Origin of the sequence: Microcystis sp. LE19-131.1A (assembly GCF_027532015.1) — a bacterium.
In the GTDB taxonomy this organism is placed as follows: Bacteria; Cyanobacteriota; Cyanobacteriia; order Cyanobacteriales; family Microcystaceae; genus Microcystis; species Microcystis ichthyoblabe_A.
On sequence record NZ_JAPZSS010000012.1, the window covers coordinates 70,777 to 87,311 of the forward strand.

Consider the following 16,535-nt stretch of genomic DNA (forward strand, 5'->3'; position numbering starts at 1 on the left):
AATCCCTCATGATCATAGTCCCCTTTCTAGGATAGTAACCACCCGCGCCCCTGAATTAGTGGCAATTTCTTGGGAACCATCGCTACTGCCATTATCGGCGATTAGCACCTCTCCCGCAATTTTGTGCCGTTCCAGATAATCTCGCGCTTTGCCGATACAGGTGGCCAGGGTTTCCGCCTCGTTGAGACAGGGCATGATGATCGATAATTCCAGAGTAGGTATCTGCTCATTGGCGACGGCATCTGCCCCGACCTGATTTTCCAGCATAACAATGGCGGTGGATTCGTTTTGCCCAAGAGTATAACAGGTTATGTACAGCAGTGGACTGAATTGTTAGCAGACAAGCGGCAATCCATATCTGAAATTAGATGGCGATCGCTCTGCCCGACTCTCTGACTTTCTTGATTGGGCAATTTAACCCAAATTTTCCAGCAACTGAAATTCTGATGCTATCCTCGCCAGCCTACCTGATTATTTGCTAGAAGTCATGGCCAAATCTCCTTAACCCCAACTGACGTTACATTTACTCAAAAGCTATATCCTTGGCACTGAATTTTTGATGCGTCCGGGACGCATCCCACAGCCAAATATCGCCAATTTCCCCCTAGGCTTTAGGTCTTAAATAAACTAGAGACTGTTGCCAAATTAAAGTGGGTTTATCGTAGTGATCGACTAGGTATAAACAGTTAGCATCTTGCCAAAGGATGCGACCAACGAGCAGATCATCGGTGCTTAACTTAATTTCTACTTCCCGTTTCTCTTGAATATAGCTCTGTACTTGTTTAATACTCGGCAGACCAGGATCGAATTGAGACATAATGAGTTTATCGATGAGGTGTTCATCCTCTATTATTCCTGTTGAGTAGCTTTTATTGACGATGAAAATCCCCTTCACCAAATATCAAGGACTGGGCAATGATTTTATTTTGATAGATAACCGTCACAGTCCCGAACCCCTGATCACACCAGAAATAGCCGTGGCTATGTGCGATCGACATTTTGGTATCGGTGCTGATGGCGTGATTTTTGTGCTTCCCGGCCAAGCAGCAACCGACTACACCATGAGAATTTTTAACTCTGATGGTTCGGAACCAGAAATGTGTGGTAACGGTATTCGCTGTCTAGCCCAATTTATCGCCCGTTTAGAGGCTAACAACGCCATTGGCCGCACCTATCGCATTCATACTCTAGCAGGAACGATTATTCCTCGTTTAGAGGCTAATGAACAGGTAACGGTTGATATGGGACCGCCGCAATTACTAGGCAGTGAAATACCCACCACTTTGGTGAAGGGGTCAGAAAAAGTCCTCGCGGTTCCCCTAGAGGTGGAAGGCAAAGATTGGTTAATTACTTGCGTTAGTATGGGTAATCCCCACTGTGTCACTTTTGTCGATGATCTGGCCTCTATTCCCCTAGAAACTATCGGTCCAAAATTTGAGCATCATCCAGTTTTTCCCCAACGGACTAATGTGGAGTTTGTGGAGGTAATTGGGCCGGATTATATGAAGATGCGTGTCTGGGAGAGAGGAGCGGGAATTACTCTCGCTTGCGGTACTGGTGCTTGTGCTGTGGTGGTGGCAGCCCTGTTAACGGGCAAATGTGATCGCCATTGTACCGTGGAACTGCCCGGTGGTTGTCTTCAGATTCACTGGTCTCAAACTGATAACCGGGTTTACATGACAGGTCCTGCTAAAGCTGTTTTTGAGGGCATTTACGCCATCTAAACCAACCCGTCTGGACGGGGACTGAACTCCCCGAACAGCGCGACAGGATTGTTAATTCTTAGAGACTGGTAATCCAAGCAACAATTCCTTTACCAGTTAACAATTCAATGGCTAAAAGAGAGACAAAGCCAATCATAGCTAGTCTGCCATTCAATTTTTCAGCTTTTTTGGTAAAACCGAGACTGCTAGAACTATCAACGTACATTTTCGGTTCAACAGCAAAATTATTCAGTCTTCCTTGTTCTTCGGTGGTGTAGCCGCGGGCAGTCATGGGGAGGCTCCTTTTGTATGCTTATGTTAAGAAGTGTAACACATTGTTAAGTTATGTTGCAAATTTTAACAAAAAATTTCTGGAGACTCAGAAAACCTCGATGAGGTGGTCAGTCAACGGCAGGGTTATCAACTGTCAGGGTAGTGCTATAGTTCTATCTCCTCTGGGTTTATCGATGAAATTTTGCCTTTTTCTTGACAAATTAGTCAGATTGTGCTAATAAAGAGGTGTAAACTCGTTCGCCTAATCAGGGGAAAGACAAAAACTATCTTAAGGTCGCCAGAGGAGTCCCGTTAAACCGTACAGGAGTTAGCGGGGGATAAATTGCCACCAAAAGCGAACCAGATTTTAGGGAGTCAACTGACCTTGAGTGAAGATACCCGAAAGGGTAAGTGTGGGGAGAATAGGGAAAAACCACTAGGAAAAACCCGAATAAAATCTTAAGATGCGGAGTGCCTAGTAGCCGTAAGTAACGATCGCGCTCACTGTTTTTGTAAATTCTATGGCAGAGATTAGCCCAGAGATCAACCTCATGCAGATAGCGACTATACTCAACCAATATCGATTTGAAATGAGAGGATACAAAGCGCAGGAATTAATCGAGCGCTGGTTGCCCACCTATTCGCTAAATTGGATTCGCATGGCGATTTTAGAGGCACTCTATCAGGGACGTTACAAAGTCATTTCGGTGGAGGAAATCCTCAAAATTTGGCACCGTCGCGGCCATCCTACCTTTCATTTTACGGGGGAATTCGAGCGATTGGTTTGTAAAAACCTGCCAGATTCCCAGTTAAATGGCAAAAAAACGGTATTTATCCCTAAACAGGAAAAGATCAATATACTTTCTGCCACCCTTGAGCGGCCTGATCCAGAGCCACAAGCGGAAGCCACGAGTAAAGATGCTTTATTCAACTTAGAAACTTCTCTTTTTGATGATCCTCGCAAGGGGATGAGTGATTTGGATGAGTTATTCTCGCAGTTAACCCCGGAAATGCCCAAATTCCCTGAATTAGAATCATTGCCTAAATCCCCTAACGGTCATGGAACTAGGGAGAATTTTTCGGTTAATTTTAAGCCAGTAATCGATGAGTTTATCCCTTTGTTAGACCCTTCGGAATTATATCCCAAATTAAAAGCTGTGGCTCGATCGCAGTATAAGTAGGGTTGGCTGAAAAAGTTTTTCCTAGGGGCAGGGTGTGGGGTGTGGGGTGTGGGGTGGTGGGGTGGTGGGGTACTGACACCAATTAATTCCCCGCCCTCAAGAAAAAAAAATCGTCTTGACGATTAGAATAGAGTTAACTTTTCCCCTCAAGGCTCTGCTCAATTAACTAGATTATGACATCCTCCTATTTTGGTCTAGAAACCGAAGAAAATAAACTAATTAACTCTAATAATCTCTCGTTCGCCGCTTCTCTTGGTATTCATGCCCTAATTTTAGCGATTATCTTACCTAATTTCCTCAATAATCCAGCGCAGGAGCCAAAAAAAGAGTTACGCAACGTCAATCTGATTGAATTGAACCCTCTAGAGCAGTCACGTCTTCCCAGTCTCGACTCCTCCCTGTCCAGCTTACCGGAACTGCCTAACCCCAATTCGTCTTCTTCCTCTTTGCCTCCTCTCCCCCCCATGGATGGTATCCATAACAGCACCTTACCTCCTTTACCCTCGGTTTCTTCCCTTCCCCCTTTACCTTCCTTACCTGCTTTACCTCCCCTCTCCTCCTTACCCTCCGTCAATATCTATTCTCCTCCCGTGGCATCTATCCCCTCCCTGGGTAGATTACCGATTCCTCGCAATTTTCCCACTTCTACCCCCAGTTTACCCAGTCCTCCTTCTGTTCCCACGCTGCCGGACAATAACAATCTGCCGAGGGAGACTAATAACCAGCAGCTCCGGCCTTACTTTGATCCCTACCGAGATAATCTAACTCCAGATGAATTGCGAAATTCGCCCCGTAGTGCATCGCAACAGGCACAGGAACAATTAAACAATTCCTTGGCCCGCACTTCGGAGCCGAATGGTCAATCGCCCATTGATGAACAGCGTCGTCAACAATTAATGTGGGAAATGCGGGAACGTTTGCGCTCCCTGGAGGCGGATAAAAGCAATACCAGTAACGAGGAGGCCATGAGAAATCAGGTGGATTGGCTGGCCAGAGTCCAAAAAAGTAATCCTAACGCCTTAAATGAACTAAATCAGCCCAATCAGGGCAGCAGAGGCATAACTACCGTCAATTTAACCGGTAATTATCCCGCTACAGCTTGTTCCCGTCAATTAGCGGGGACGGCGGTTTATGGGGTGACGGTGGATGCTCAAGGGCGCCTCAGCAGTGAACCCCAGTTAATTAAAAGTGCCGGCTTCCCGATTTTCAATCAACAGGGGGCTGGGGAAGTGCGCTCAACTCGTTTTAATAATCCCAGTGGTGAGTCGAGAATCTATCAGGTGCGAGTCAGTTTTGCCCCTAACCCAGAAGTGTGCCGAGGTGCGATCGCTAATCCCCCAAAACCGGAGGGTAGTAACCTCAATACCCGTAACTCCCCCCCCGTAACGCCGGCAATTGAAACCCCGCTTCGTCCCAATCAAACCCCGCAACCCGCCGTTAGTCCCCAACCGGATAACGTCAAGCCCCCCGAAACCACAGGGCCAAATCCAGTCCCAACCGAGCCAGAACCGCCCAAAGAAGCGATAATCGAGGAAAAAGCCCCGGAAACTTCTTCCCAACCCCCCGCTCTCAATCAGACGGAGGTTTCCCCCGCTAGTCCCCCCACTAGCCAAAATCCTCAACCCCTGGGCGAGGAAGCTTTGCCCCCCGGTCCGCCGGCGGAAGCTAAAACTGAACCAGAAAGTTAGGACTTTTCAGTTATCAGTTATCAGTTATCAGTTATCAGTTATCAGATGTGAGTTTTAAGTTCACTATACCCCCCGCACAAGTAAGTTATCGAGCTGCTATCGGGTCAAGATATCTAAAAGCTCGGATAAATTTGACATAATCTTAGGTTTTGTGGGTAGGATAGTTGTTTCTTGTCTTCTATCTCCTGTCTCCTGAAAAGGAAAACTTCGTATCTCACCATTAAGATAACTGCTGCAAATGATTTCCACTTCCCAGATCCCCGATTCTTTTGTCTCACCTTGCCGTCGCGCCTCGGTTAGTCGTACTACCAAAGAAACCGATGTAGAGGTGACGCTCGATCTTGATGGTAGCGGCAATTGTCGCGCCCAGACAGGAATTCCCTTTCTCGATCATATGTTGCAGCAAATCGCCTCCCACGCTGCGATCGATCTCGATGTACGCGCCACCGGAGATCTAGAAATTGATGACCATCACACCAATGAAGACGTGGGAATCACCCTTGGACAAGCTTTACTGCAAGCTTTGGGGGACAAAAAAGGCATCGTCCGTTTCGGGCATTTTGTCGCCCCTCTCGATGAAGCTTTAGTGCAGGTTGCCCTCGATTTTTCCGGTCGTCCCCACCTCAGTTATGGTCTAGAAATTCCCACCCAAAGAGTGGGAACCTACGATACTCAGCTAGTGCGGGAATTTTTCGTTGCTTTGGTCAATCACAGTCAAATGACCCTACATATTCGCCAATTAGACGGGATTAATTCCCATCATCTTATTGAGGCTACTTTTAAGGCTTTTGCCCGGGCGATGAGTATGGCCATAGCGATCGATCCCCGTCGCGCCGGTATAATTCCCAGTTCTAAGGGAGTTTTATAGAAGCACTGCTTAACCCGAATTAACGTTAGCTTAGAAGCCCATAATTTGAGCCACTTGGGTTAATTCGGGCGCAATCCCAGATTTTAGTTGGTTATTGCTGTGTTTTACCGCCGAATCTGGGTCTTTTAGTCCATTTCCCGTTAAAACACACACTACGGTGGCCCCATCGGGAACCTGTTGATGCACTTTTAATAATCCTGCCACAGAAGCGGCGCTGGCCGGTTCACAGAAAACCCCCTCTTGGCCCCCTAAAATCCGATAGGCTGCCAATATTTCCTCATCGCTGACCGCGTGAAATTGCCCTTGACTAGCGTGACTAGCGGCCCAAGCTTTTTCCCAGTTAGCGGGGTTGCCGATACGGATAGCCGTGGCCAGGGTTTCGGGATGGTCAACCGGTTGTTTAGAGATAAAAGGGGCGGCCCCGGCGGCCTGAAAACCCATCATTTTCGGCAGTCGGTCACATTTGCCTATCTGGTGATACTGACAGAATCCCATCCAATAGGCGCTAATATTGCCCGCATTACCCACGGGAATACATAACCAGTCGGGGGCATTACCCAAGACATCGACAATCTCGAAAGCCGCCGTTTTTTGACCCTCTAAACGGTAGGGATTGACGGAATTGACTAAAGTTACGGGATAATTTTCTGATAGTTGGCGGACAATCTTGAGGGCATCATCGAAGTTGCCATTAATAGCGATGACTTCCGCTCCGTACAATAAAGCCTGGGCTAATTTTCCTAAGGCCACATAACCGTCGGGAATAATCACAAAGGCCCGCATCCCGGCCCTTCTTGCATAGGCTGCCGCCGCCGCCGAGGTGTTGCCGGTACTGGCACAAATCACCGCTTTTGCCCCTTCTTCTTTAGCTTTCGAGATGGCCATGGTCATGCCCCGGTCTTTAAAGCTGCCGGTGGGATTTAAACCATCATATTTGACAAAAACCTTGACATCGCGCCCGATTTGTGCTGAGAGATAGGGGGCGGGGATCAGGGGTGTATTGCCTTCTAGGAGGGTAATTACAGGGGTTTTACTGCTTACGGGCAGAAATTGGCGATATTCTTCGATCAAACCGCGCCAGCCGCCGATAGACGATGATTTAGTGGGTGATTGGGGGATCGATCGAGAAATAATTGTCATAGCCTTAAGGATACAGATTTGATTAGATGGCCTAACTTCCTATTTTATCGAATAAGCAGGCCAAAAAATTAATCTCGATCGCCCGATTGGGATTCATGGGAGTTAAAACAGGGATGCAGGGAGATAAAAGGCAATAACAGCAAATAAATGGGCTTTTAGGCAAAAAATTGTTATTTTATCGCTATAAATCTGATTTTTTGCCTTTTTTGTCTTTCAGAGGTTGATTTAATTAGGATTGGCTGAATAAATCTAAAAACCTTCTGAAAATCGGTAAAACCCCACACCAACCAACAAAGTTTTTCAGTAAACCCTAATTAGCAGTAGTGCCAGATTAATTTCTTAGCTAGGATAGGCAAGAGGCAGCTGGAAGAAATTCTCCTGTCTCCTGTCACGGCTGCTGGCAGTAAGTAATTTTGCTGGCATCTGATATTCAAACTCAAGCAACTATGTGTCAACTTCTAGGCATGAATTGTAATGTCCCCACGGATATCTGTTTTTCCTTTGAGGGATTTTGTGCGCGGGGAGGAAAAACCGACGAACATCGAGACGGTTGGGGAATCGCTTTTTTTGAGGGTTTAGGTTGTCGAACTTTTATTGATGTTCAACCCTCGATCGCTTCTCCGATTGCGGAATTAATTAAAAACTATCCCATCCATTCTACCAATGTTATCGCCCATATTCGCAAAGCCACCCAAGGAGAAATTAAACTAGAAAACTGTCATCCTTTTCGGCGGGAATTGTGGGGAAAATATTGGGTTTTTGCCCATAATGGTAATTTAGAAAATTTCTCACCTGCTGCGGGAGATTTTTATCAACCGGTTGGGGACACAGATTCGGAAAAAGCTTTTTGTTTAATTCTTAATACCCTGCGAGAGACTTTTCCCCAGGGCAAACCTTCCCTAGAACAACTCTATCCAGTCCTAAAAACTATCACAAACTCTATCGCTTGTCAAGGAATTTTTAATTATCTTTTATGCGATGGTGAACATTTTTTTGCCCATTGTTCGACGAAATTAAGCTATATAATTCGTCAATATCCTTTTGCCGCTGCTCATTTAATTGATGAAGATGTGAGCGTTGATTTTCAAGCTTTAGCTCGTCTGGGCGATCAAGTGGCAATTATTGCCACTACTCCCTTAACTGATAATGAAGTTTGGACAGCGATTAATTCAGGAGAATTATTAGTTTTTCAGGAGGGCGCAGCAATTTTAAGTTAATCTTACCAATTGTCACTTTGTCGAGATTTTTCTAAATCAATTAACTGAGTTTTTAACCCTAACCAATCTAATTGATTAGCAAGGCAATCTGACCTAATTTTTCCCGCTTCTAGATAAATGACTCGCTCGGCAAATTCCTCTAAAAAATCTAGTTGATGATTAACCATAATTATCGTCATTGACTTTTGATTATTTAATACTTCTAATAACCTGCTGGCCGTTCCTGTATCTAAAGCAGAGGTGGGTTCATCTAATAACAGTATGCTCGGTTCTAACAGCAAAGCTCTGGTAATTGCTACTAATTGTCTTTGTCCTAAAGATAATTCTAACTCCCCGCGCTCAAACCACTGTTCAGGAATTTTTAATAGGGATGTCCAATGGTCAATTCTCTGATTAATTTCCGCAGGGGTAAGTTTTTTTAATTGCAAAGGATAAGCGAGAGCATCTCGAACATTCATCCCTAATAACTTCGACTCTTGTAGCAATAAAACTATCTGTTGTCGCAGGGAAATAACCGGTATTTCCTTAATCGATTTACCTTGAAAATAAATATTTCCCGTGCTTGGTTCCTGCAAACGATTTAACAATCGCAAAAGAGTGGTTTTTCCTGCCCCAGATGCTCCGACAATGGCTAACTTTTCTCCTTGCTTGATGCCAAAAGTAATATCTTCTAACAGATAAGTACTGCCCCGTCGGATAGCTAAATTTACTTGCTGTAGTTCTAAAATCAAGATTGGTCTTTTCCTTACTTAGTTCAAACTTATTATATAATGAAAATAGCCCAATGAGTTCGGCAGGTATTCCCCATGGTTAGTCAAGTTAACAAAAACGAGATTATCTATCCTGAGAGCGACGGTAAACCGATGGCAGATAATACTAAACAATTTAACTGGATAGTGACGATTAAGCAGAATCTCGACTGGTTATATATCGATGATCCCCAGGTATTTGTAGCGGGGGATCTGTTATGGTATCCCGTGGAAGGCCAGCCGAAAATTGCCGCTGCTCCTGGTACGATGGTAGTATTGGGCAGACCGAAAGGCGATCGAGTTTCCTACAAACAATGGCAAGAAGATAATCTTGCTCCTCAAGTCGTCTTTGAGATTCTTTCTCCCAGTAACACATCGATCGAAATGGCCAAAAAACTGCTATTTTATGATCGCTATGGAGTCCAAGAATACTACGTCTATGATCCCGATGATAATAGTCTAGAAGCTTGGCAGCGAATTGGTGACAGTTTAGACAGTGTTAGTGAGGTTAATAATTGGGTGAGTCCCCGTTTAGGAATTCGTTTTGACTTAACCGACGAGTTAAAAATTTATCGTCCTGATGGTACTCAATTCTTGTCCTACAGCGAAATTAATCAACTACTGCAGCAGGAAAAGCAGCGGGCTGAAAATGAACGCCAACGGGCTGAAAATGAATGCCAGCGGGCTGAAAAGGCTAATCAGCAGTTAGTAGAAATGGAGGCAAAATTGCAAAAATATCGGCAACTTTTTGGGGAATTACCTAACTAGGGTGTGGGGTGTAGGGTTTTGCCGATTTTGAGGTAGTCAGTTACCTAATTTTCAGGGAAAAAGTCTAGGGATTTTACCCCCGATCACTCCAATGGTCAGCACTTTTTGAGGGCAAAAAAGTCTAAAAGCCTTATCCAACAAGGGTTTTAGATTTATTCCTGGACAGCAATTCTCATTTTAAGGTTTCATGACATTAAAACCCTTGCACCTAGAGGGGTTAATAATTCTTAACGAATCTCTAGATCGCTGAAACAACGCAAAATCGTTTCAAAATGAGAATTGCTGGCTCACCTCTTTGTAATAAACCTACACCTGTCAGAATAGGGCCACGGAGTAACGTCAAGTATTTTATAGAAAATTAATATAATTTAATTAATTACGTTGAATTAGTCAAATCCTAACCCTGATCATCTTTGAACAGCGACATCTCGTCTGAGGTGTTATCCACTAACATTTTTGTAATTAAAAGTCAATAGATTAAATATTAATTTTTGTAAAGGAAAGCCTGAGTAGTTACTCAAAAAGCTCTTTACCATCTGTTACAAAATATGGCAAGATATTTATCGAATTGTGTCAAAACCCAGAGTAAATACTCACTTGCGTGACATTTTCTGATACAAAACAGAAACATATATATCCAAATACCTTAAACAAAGGGCGATCGTCATCAGATGACGAAAATACCTCAAAACCAGACTCAGCAATAATAAGGAGAACCATCATATATGTTCACTCACGTCAAGTCCACCATTCGTCATATAGTTCCCGACGGGTTGAATGGTCGATCGCTGGTCAAGGTGGTCTATGTCGTGCTAGAACCTCAGTACCAAAGTGCGCTGAGTAGTGCGGTCAGGGAAATCAACGCTAACAACCCGAAACTAGCGATCGAAATTAGCGGTTATTTAATTGAAGAACTGCGCGATGCAGAAAATTATCGCAATTTTCAGGAGGATGTAGCCAAGGCTAATATTTTCATTGCTTCTCTTATCTTTATCGAGGATTTAGCCGATAAAGTTGTGGCCGCTGTCGGTCCCCATCGGGATAAATTAGATGCGGCGATCGTCTTTCCCTCTATGCCCCAGGTAATGCGCTTAAATAAGTTAGGCAGCTTTTCGATGGCTCAATTGGGACAGTCTAAGAGTGTCATCGCTAATTTTATGAAAAAGCGCAGGGAAAACTCTGGCGCTGGTTTCCAAGATGCGATGTTAAAGTTATTGCGAACTTTACCGCAAGTCCTGAAATACCTCCCCATGGAAAAAGCTCAGGACGCACGCAACTTTATGTTAAGTTTCCAGTATTGGCTGGGGGGTTCCGCAGAAAATTTAGAGAATTTCCTGTTAATGTTGGCCGATAAGTACGTCTTTGATAATAAGGATGACAGTGTAGTTTACAAAGAACCGGTAGTTTATCCAGATATGGGTATCTGGCATCCTTTATCCATGAAAATGTGGTCGGATGTCAAGGAATACTTCACTTGGTACAATAACCGCAGTGATATTCCCGATGACCTGAAAGACCCTTTGGCTCCCTGTGTTGGCTTAATTTTACAGAGAACTCACCTCGTTACTGGTGATGACGCTCATTATGTCGCTCTCGTGCAGGAATTCGAGTCTATGGGTGCGCGAGTCCTTCCTGTTTTTGCTGGGGGATTAGATTTTTCTAAACCGGTAGAGGAATACTTCTGGGATAAAAGCTTAAAAGGAGTGGAAGCGGTTCCCATCGTCGATACGGTAATTTCCCTGACGGGATTTGCTTTAGTGGGAGGTCCAGCGCGACAAGATCACCCGAAAGCGATAGAATCCTTAAAACGTCTCAATCGTCCCTATATGTGCGCGTTACCGCTAGTTTTCCAAACTACTCAGGAATGGGAAGAAAGCGATTTGGGGTTACACCCGATTCAAGTGGCGCTACAGATTGCTATTCCGGAATTAGACGGTGCGATCGAACCTATTATATTATCGGGCCGGGATGGGGCGACGGGTAAAGCGATCGCCTTACAGGACCGGATAGAAGCGATCGCTCAACGGGCGCTAAAATGGGCTAATCTAAGAAAGAAACCGAAACTGAATAAAAAGGTCGCCATCACTGTGTTTAGTTTCCCCCCCGATAAAGGCAATGTGGGAACCGCAGCCTATCTAGATGTGTTCGGTTCTATCTACGAGGTGATGCAAGCTTTACAAAATAACGGTTATGACTTGCAGGACTTACCCGCATCTCCCAAAGAACTGATGGAAGCGGTAATCCATGATGCCACCGCACAGTACCATAGTCCGGAGCTAAATATCGCCTATCGGATGTCTGTGCCTGAATACGAGCGTTTAACCCCCTATTCTGTCCGTTTGGAGGAAAATTGGGGACCACCACCTGGACATCTCAACAGTGATGGACAAAATCTTTTAATCTACGGGAAAGAGTTCGGTAACGTCTTTATTGGGGTTCAACCTACCTTCGGTTATGAAGGGGATCCGATGCGTCTGCTATTTTCTCGTTCTGCTAGTCCTCACCACGGTTTTGCGGCCTACTATACCTATCTCAATCAAGTCTGGAAAGCAGATGCGGTTCTCCATTTTGGCACCCACGGTTCCCTAGAATTTATGCCGGGGAAACAGATGGGAATGTCTGGGGAATGCTACCCCGATAACCTCATCGGGATGATTCCCAATCTCTACTATTATGCCGCTAATAACCCCAGCGAAGCGACGATCGCTAAACGTCGCAGTTATGCGGAAACTATTTCCTATCTTACTCCCCCCGCAGAAAATGCCGGACTTTACAAGGGGTTAAAAGAACTGAGCGAGTTGATCGGTTCCTACCAAACCCTGAAGGATAGTGGGCGTGGGGTGCAAATTGTCAATACTATTGTCGATAAATGTTTATTAGTCAATCTCGACAAAGATATAAGTTTACCTGATGGTGATACCGCCCATCTCAGTCAAGAGGAACGGGATAATATCGTCGGTTCTGTCTATCGCAAACTGATGGAAATTGAATCGCGCTTACTTCCCTGCGGACTTCATGTTATTGGGAAACCCCCCTCAGCGCTGGAAGCGGTGGCAACTTTGGTCAATATTGCTAGTTTAGACCGGGAAGAAGACGGTTTACTCTCCTTACCCCGAATTATTGCCAACAGCATTGGCCGGGATCTAGAGGAAGTTTATCGCAATAGCGATCGAGGTGTGTTAGAGGATGTGGAATTACTGCAAAACATCACCCTCGCGACTCGCGCTGCCGTCTCCGCTTTAGTCGAGTCTCAAACCGACGGGTCAGGTCGGGTATCAATGCTTTCTAAGCTGAATTTCTTGAATATAGGCAAGAAATCGCCTTGGATCGAAACTTTACAGTCGATGGGTTATCCACAAGTTGATCCAGTGGCATTAAAACCCCTGTTTGAATACTTAGAGTTCTGCTTAGAACAGATTTGTGCTGATAATGAATTGGGGGCCCTATTAAAAGCATTGGAAGGGGAATACGTTCTTCCCGGTCCTGGTGGCGACCCCATCCGTAACCCTGGAGTTTTACCGACGGGTAAAAATATCCACGCTTTAGACCCCCAGTCTATCCCGACCCTAGCGGCGGTCAAATCGGCTAAAATCGTGGTGGATCGTCTGTTAGAACGGCAAAAACTGGATAATGGCGGTAAATATCCCGAAACTATCGCTTGTGTTCTCTGGGGAACGGATAATATCAAAACCTATGGGGAATCCCTAGCACAAATTCTCTGGATGGTGGGGGTTCGTCCTCTTCCCGATGCTTTGGGACGGGTGAATAAATTGGAATTAATTCCCCTAGAGGAGTTAGGAAGACCGCGCATTGATGTGGTGGTGAATTGTTCTGGTGTTTTCCGGGATTTATTTATCAATCAGATGAATTTGCTTGACCAAGGTGTAAAAATGGCCGCGGAAGCAAACGAACCGCTGGAGATGAATTATGTCCGTAAACACGCTAGGTCACAAGCAAAAGAAATGGGTTTAACGGTTCGACAGGCAGCCACCCGCATCTTTTCTAATGCTTCCGGTTCCTATTCTTCTAACATCAATCTTGCGGTGGAAAATAGCAGTTGGGAAGACGAAAAAGAGTTACAGAATATGTATCTCAACCGCAAGGGTTTTGCTTTCGACTCTGATAATCCGGGGATGATGGCCGATAATCGTCAGTTGTTTGAAGCATCCTTAAAAACTGCGGAGGCAACTTTCCAAAACTTGGATTCTAGCGAGATTAGTTTAACCGATGTTTCCCACTATTTCGACTCGGACCCGACAAAAGTTGTCGCTAGTTTACGCGATGATGGCAAAAAACCGGCGGCCTATATTGCCGATACTACCACCGCTAATGCTCAGGTGCGTACTTTATCGGAAACCGTGCGCTTGGATACCCGCACCAAGTTACTCAATCCCAAATGGTACGAGGGAATGTTAAGTCACGGTTATGAAGGAGTCCGAGAATTATCGAAGCGTTTGGTTAATACGATGGGATGGTCGGCAACTGCTGATGCGGTGGATAATTGGGTTTATGAAGATGTGAACACCACTTTTATTCAAGATGAGGAAATGTGTCAGCGTCTGATGAATCTCAATCCTAATTCTTTCCGCAAGATGGTGGGAACCCTGCTAGAAGTTAATGGTCGCGGTTACTGGGAAACTTCTCAAGAGAATTTAGACCGCTTACAGGAACTTTATCAAGAAGTGGAGGACCGTATCGAAGGAATCGAGTAATTGATCTAGTAAAATACCTCAAGGTAGAGAGGCAAAATATCGCTTCTCTACCATTTTTGTCTAGGAAAAACTTACAGTATTTGAATCACTTGTCTTGATCATCTTGTTCGGACTGAATTCTTCTCTCTTTATCCCCTGTAACAAAAACCGTCACCAAACCTGTTAAAGTACCCGCACTCATAATTCCAGATGCCCAAACTTTATCATTAATCCCCAGATAAATAGAGCCACCTAAACCAACTATCGCAATCGTAAAACCCGCAATTTGTCCAAGATAAGAGCGGATATTATCGTTTTTTACCAGTTCTGTTTCTATCTTTCTTCGATGTTCACCTTCTTTCTCCGTCATAGACAAAATCCGATCAGCACTACCGGGCAAAACTTCTTCATATCCTTTTAGAATTGTTGGATGAGGAATCGGGCCAGAGAAGGTTATGCTTTTGTTTATTCGTCTCAGGAGAATCGAGATTTTAGTTGACTGATCAATAGTCTCATCTTCTAATATTTCATCTATGGACTCTAAAGGTCTTTCAACTAGCTCACTATTATCCTGGTCTTCTGACTTTTTACTTTCGTCGGACATTTTAAGACAACTTTCCCCCATATTCACAAATGGCATTGTAAATATCTAATCCTGTCTTCATCCAATCAGACTGAATTGCGGCAGCGTCTGGGTTCAAATGTACTTTTTTGCCCACAGGAACACGACAACGATAATCTAGATTGGCACGATAAGTCCCCCCTATATCTAGAACAGAGACCAGACCATCCATAAAGTACCGTCTAGGAATAGAGTAATTTTGGGAAGAAATGTCACGATAGTATTTTTTTACCATAACACCCTCGTTTAAGTTATGCCTACCCCTTTATTCTAGCATTTTATCATAGCAATTTTTTGAATTTATAAGAAATTATCACACTTAACCCATTTTTTACAGTTACAACACATAGCCACTACATTCGTACTATTAATGATCAAGGCAATTGACCGACCTTATCATTAAATCCTGACAAATATAAGTTTAAATTATAGCTATTGCGCCCTAAGAGCGATAATATTTAATATTAACCAGATTTATACCAAAGATAAATCATTATGGAAAATGTAGCCGAAAAACCCATTTTATCTCCTAAAGGAACCTTTCCTGCCAAAGTTGTCAAAGTTATTGACGACTATAAATTAGTGATCAATAGAGGTGAAATTAGTGGAATTCGAGAAGGTCAAAGAATGTTAGTTTACAATACCAGCGAAGAAGAAATAACAGATCCTCAGACTGGTGAGTCTTTAGGCTATCTTGACTTAGTGAGAGGGACGGGGACAATTACTTTTGTTCAAGAAAAAATATCGATTTTACAATCGGATAGAGCCAATAATAAAGGATCTAGATTGCTGGAGTTGTTGCTTAAAGAACAAGAAACCCCGTCCGATTTGATAGGAAAATTCTTAAAAAGAGCCGTAGGAGCGAATTCTAAGAACGATAAAAAGCCAATATCCGAGCTAATAAATCGTGAATTGTTAAATAAACTGCTAGTATGGGAATTATCCGAAACGTTACCTTTTGAAAACCCTCAAATTGGCGACTCAGTTAGACCTATTTAGACCTATCAATGGAACAACCAATATTAGAATACTTTTTATCTCTTAAATATCCGATTTCAATTTATCCCGAAGAAGAAGGCGGATACACGGCACTAATTCCCAATTTACCCGGATGTATGAGTCAGGGTGAAACTTTAGGGGAAGTGATTATTAATATTGAAGAAGCGGTGGTAAAAAAGCAATTACTTTGCTTTCTAAAAGATAAATAAATATCCCCATAACTTGTTGCGGGAATCTAGAGATGAAGAGATTGAAAAATGTCAAAATAATGAATAATTAGTTTGACATTTTTTTGGTACTTTCAGGTTCTTCGGTTTGTGTTATGCAATGGACGGGTGAAACTCTTATATAGAAAGACATTGCTTCGATTTTTGCCAATTGTTTTCCCTCTCTAACGAACTAATCAATTAAGTCTCTTGCTAAATAAGGATTTAGTCGATTTATACCACCCTATCGAACCATACCAAGTAACGAAGAACCAAAAAAACTAGGGAAAAATAAGTAGTCATGCAAAATTAATTACCCAAATAAAAAATTAAGAAGTATAATACATAAAAAAACGAAGCAGCAGGAAAATACAATGAGATTGATTAGAGACCTAAACCCCGAGAGCCAGAAAATGCTAGAGAGAATTTA

Annotated in this window: 15 protein-coding genes and 1 pseudogene; 9 read left to right on the forward strand and 7 right to left on the reverse strand. The window is 43.7% G+C overall.

The window, feature by feature from the left end; translation table 11 throughout:
• Window positions 1-18: 18 nt before the first annotated feature.
• Window positions 19-267 (reverse strand): annotated as a pseudogene (locus O9323_RS01080) (glycosyltransferase); the annotation flags it as partial.
• A gap of 337 nt (window positions 268-604) precedes the next feature.
• A complete protein-coding gene (locus O9323_RS01085) occupies window positions 605-817 on the reverse strand; it encodes an Hfq-related RNA-binding protein (protein WP_002733331.1) in 213 nt (70 codons plus the stop codon).
• Window positions 818-878: 61 nt separating this feature from the next.
• Between O9323_RS01085 and dapF the strand changes: the two genes are divergently transcribed.
• Complete coding sequence (gene dapF, locus O9323_RS01090) at window positions 879-1,724, forward strand: diaminopimelate epimerase (RefSeq protein WP_149107776.1); 846 nt, start codon at window positions 879-881, stop codon at window positions 1,722-1,724.
• A gap of 58 nt (window positions 1,725-1,782) precedes the next feature.
• Here dapF and O9323_RS01095 read toward each other — a convergent pair whose 3' ends face one another.
• Window positions 1,783-1,995, reverse strand: a complete 213-nt coding sequence (locus O9323_RS01095; RefSeq protein WP_002745686.1) for a CAB/ELIP/HLIP family chlorophyll-binding protein — start codon at window positions 1,993-1,995, stop codon at window positions 1,783-1,785.
• Window positions 1,996-2,497: 502 nt separating this feature from the next.
• On the opposite strand from O9323_RS01095, the gene O9323_RS01100 reads away from it, so the two are divergent.
• The 3 genes from O9323_RS01100 to hisB all read left to right on the forward strand — a co-directional run bounded on the left by O9323_RS01100 (window position 2,498) and on the right by hisB (window position 5,713).
• The gene (locus tag O9323_RS01100; protein ID WP_016516244.1) at window positions 2,498-3,157 is read left to right on the forward strand and encodes a hypothetical protein; all 660 of its coding nucleotides are present in this window, start codon (window positions 2,498-2,500) and stop codon (window positions 3,155-3,157) included.
• Between the two features lie 173 nt (window positions 3,158-3,330).
• On the forward strand, window positions 3,331-4,845 hold the full coding sequence (locus tag O9323_RS01105) for a TonB protein (RefSeq protein ID WP_288124565.1): 1,515 nt from the start codon (window positions 3,331-3,333) through the stop codon (window positions 4,843-4,845).
• A 238-nt stretch (window positions 4,846-5,083) separates the two neighbouring features.
• Complete coding sequence (gene hisB / locus O9323_RS01110; protein WP_002733023.1) at window positions 5,084-5,713, forward strand: imidazoleglycerol-phosphate dehydratase HisB; 630 nt, start codon at window positions 5,084-5,086, stop codon at window positions 5,711-5,713.
• Window positions 5,714-5,743: 30 nt separating this feature from the next.
• On the opposite strand, the gene thrC is transcribed toward hisB, so the two are convergent.
• Complete coding sequence (thrC, locus tag O9323_RS01115; RefSeq protein WP_002745674.1) at window positions 5,744-6,853, reverse strand: threonine synthase; 1,110 nt, start codon at window positions 6,851-6,853, stop codon at window positions 5,744-5,746.
• Between the two features lie 446 nt (window positions 6,854-7,299).
• Here thrC and O9323_RS01120 point away from each other — a divergent pair, with 446 nt between their 5' ends.
• Window positions 7,300-8,070: a class II glutamine amidotransferase gene (locus O9323_RS01120; protein ID WP_353851581.1), complete on the forward strand. Its 771-nt coding sequence runs from the start codon at window positions 7,300-7,302 to the stop codon at window positions 8,068-8,070.
• Window positions 8,071-8,072: 2 nt separating this feature from the next.
• Here the strand turns inward: O9323_RS01120 and O9323_RS01125 are convergent, their stop codons facing one another.
• Window positions 8,073-8,801: an ABC transporter ATP-binding protein gene (locus O9323_RS01125; RefSeq protein WP_149107771.1), complete on the reverse strand. Its 729-nt coding sequence runs from the start codon at window positions 8,799-8,801 to the stop codon at window positions 8,073-8,075.
• A gap of 75 nt (window positions 8,802-8,876) precedes the next feature.
• Here O9323_RS01125 and O9323_RS01130 point away from each other — a divergent pair, with 75 nt between their 5' ends.
• The gene (locus tag O9323_RS01130; RefSeq protein ID WP_288124567.1) at window positions 8,877-9,587 is read left to right on the forward strand and encodes a Uma2 family endonuclease; all 711 of its coding nucleotides are present in this window, start codon (window positions 8,877-8,879) and stop codon (window positions 9,585-9,587) included.
• A 725-nt stretch (window positions 9,588-10,312) separates the two neighbouring features.
• Window positions 10,313-14,299, forward strand: coding sequence for a magnesium chelatase subunit H (locus O9323_RS01135; protein WP_288124568.1), 3,987 nt, complete (start codon window positions 10,313-10,315; stop codon window positions 14,297-14,299).
• Window positions 14,300-14,384: 85 nt separating this feature from the next.
• Here O9323_RS01135 and O9323_RS01140 read toward each other — a convergent pair whose 3' ends face one another.
• Window positions 14,385-14,882, reverse strand: a complete 498-nt coding sequence (locus O9323_RS01140; RefSeq protein ID WP_002731609.1) for a DUF2335 domain-containing protein — start codon at window positions 14,880-14,882, stop codon at window positions 14,385-14,387.
• A gap of 1 nt (window position 14,883) precedes the next feature.
• Window positions 14,884-15,072, reverse strand: coding sequence for a hypothetical protein (locus O9323_RS01145; protein WP_262382413.1), 189 nt, complete (start codon window positions 15,070-15,072; stop codon window positions 14,884-14,886).
• Between the two features lie 323 nt (window positions 15,073-15,395).
• On the opposite strand from O9323_RS01145, the gene O9323_RS01150 reads away from it, so the two are divergent.
• Window positions 15,396-15,899 (forward strand): hypothetical protein, encoded by a 504-nt coding sequence (locus tag O9323_RS01150; RefSeq protein ID WP_004158829.1) that lies wholly within the window; start codon window positions 15,396-15,398, stop codon window positions 15,897-15,899.
• An 8-nt stretch (window positions 15,900-15,907) separates the two neighbouring features.
• The gene (locus O9323_RS01155; RefSeq protein WP_004158828.1) at window positions 15,908-16,108 is read left to right on the forward strand and encodes a type II toxin-antitoxin system HicB family antitoxin; all 201 of its coding nucleotides are present in this window, start codon (window positions 15,908-15,910) and stop codon (window positions 16,106-16,108) included.
• The last annotated feature ends 427 nt before the right edge of the window (window positions 16,109-16,535 follow it).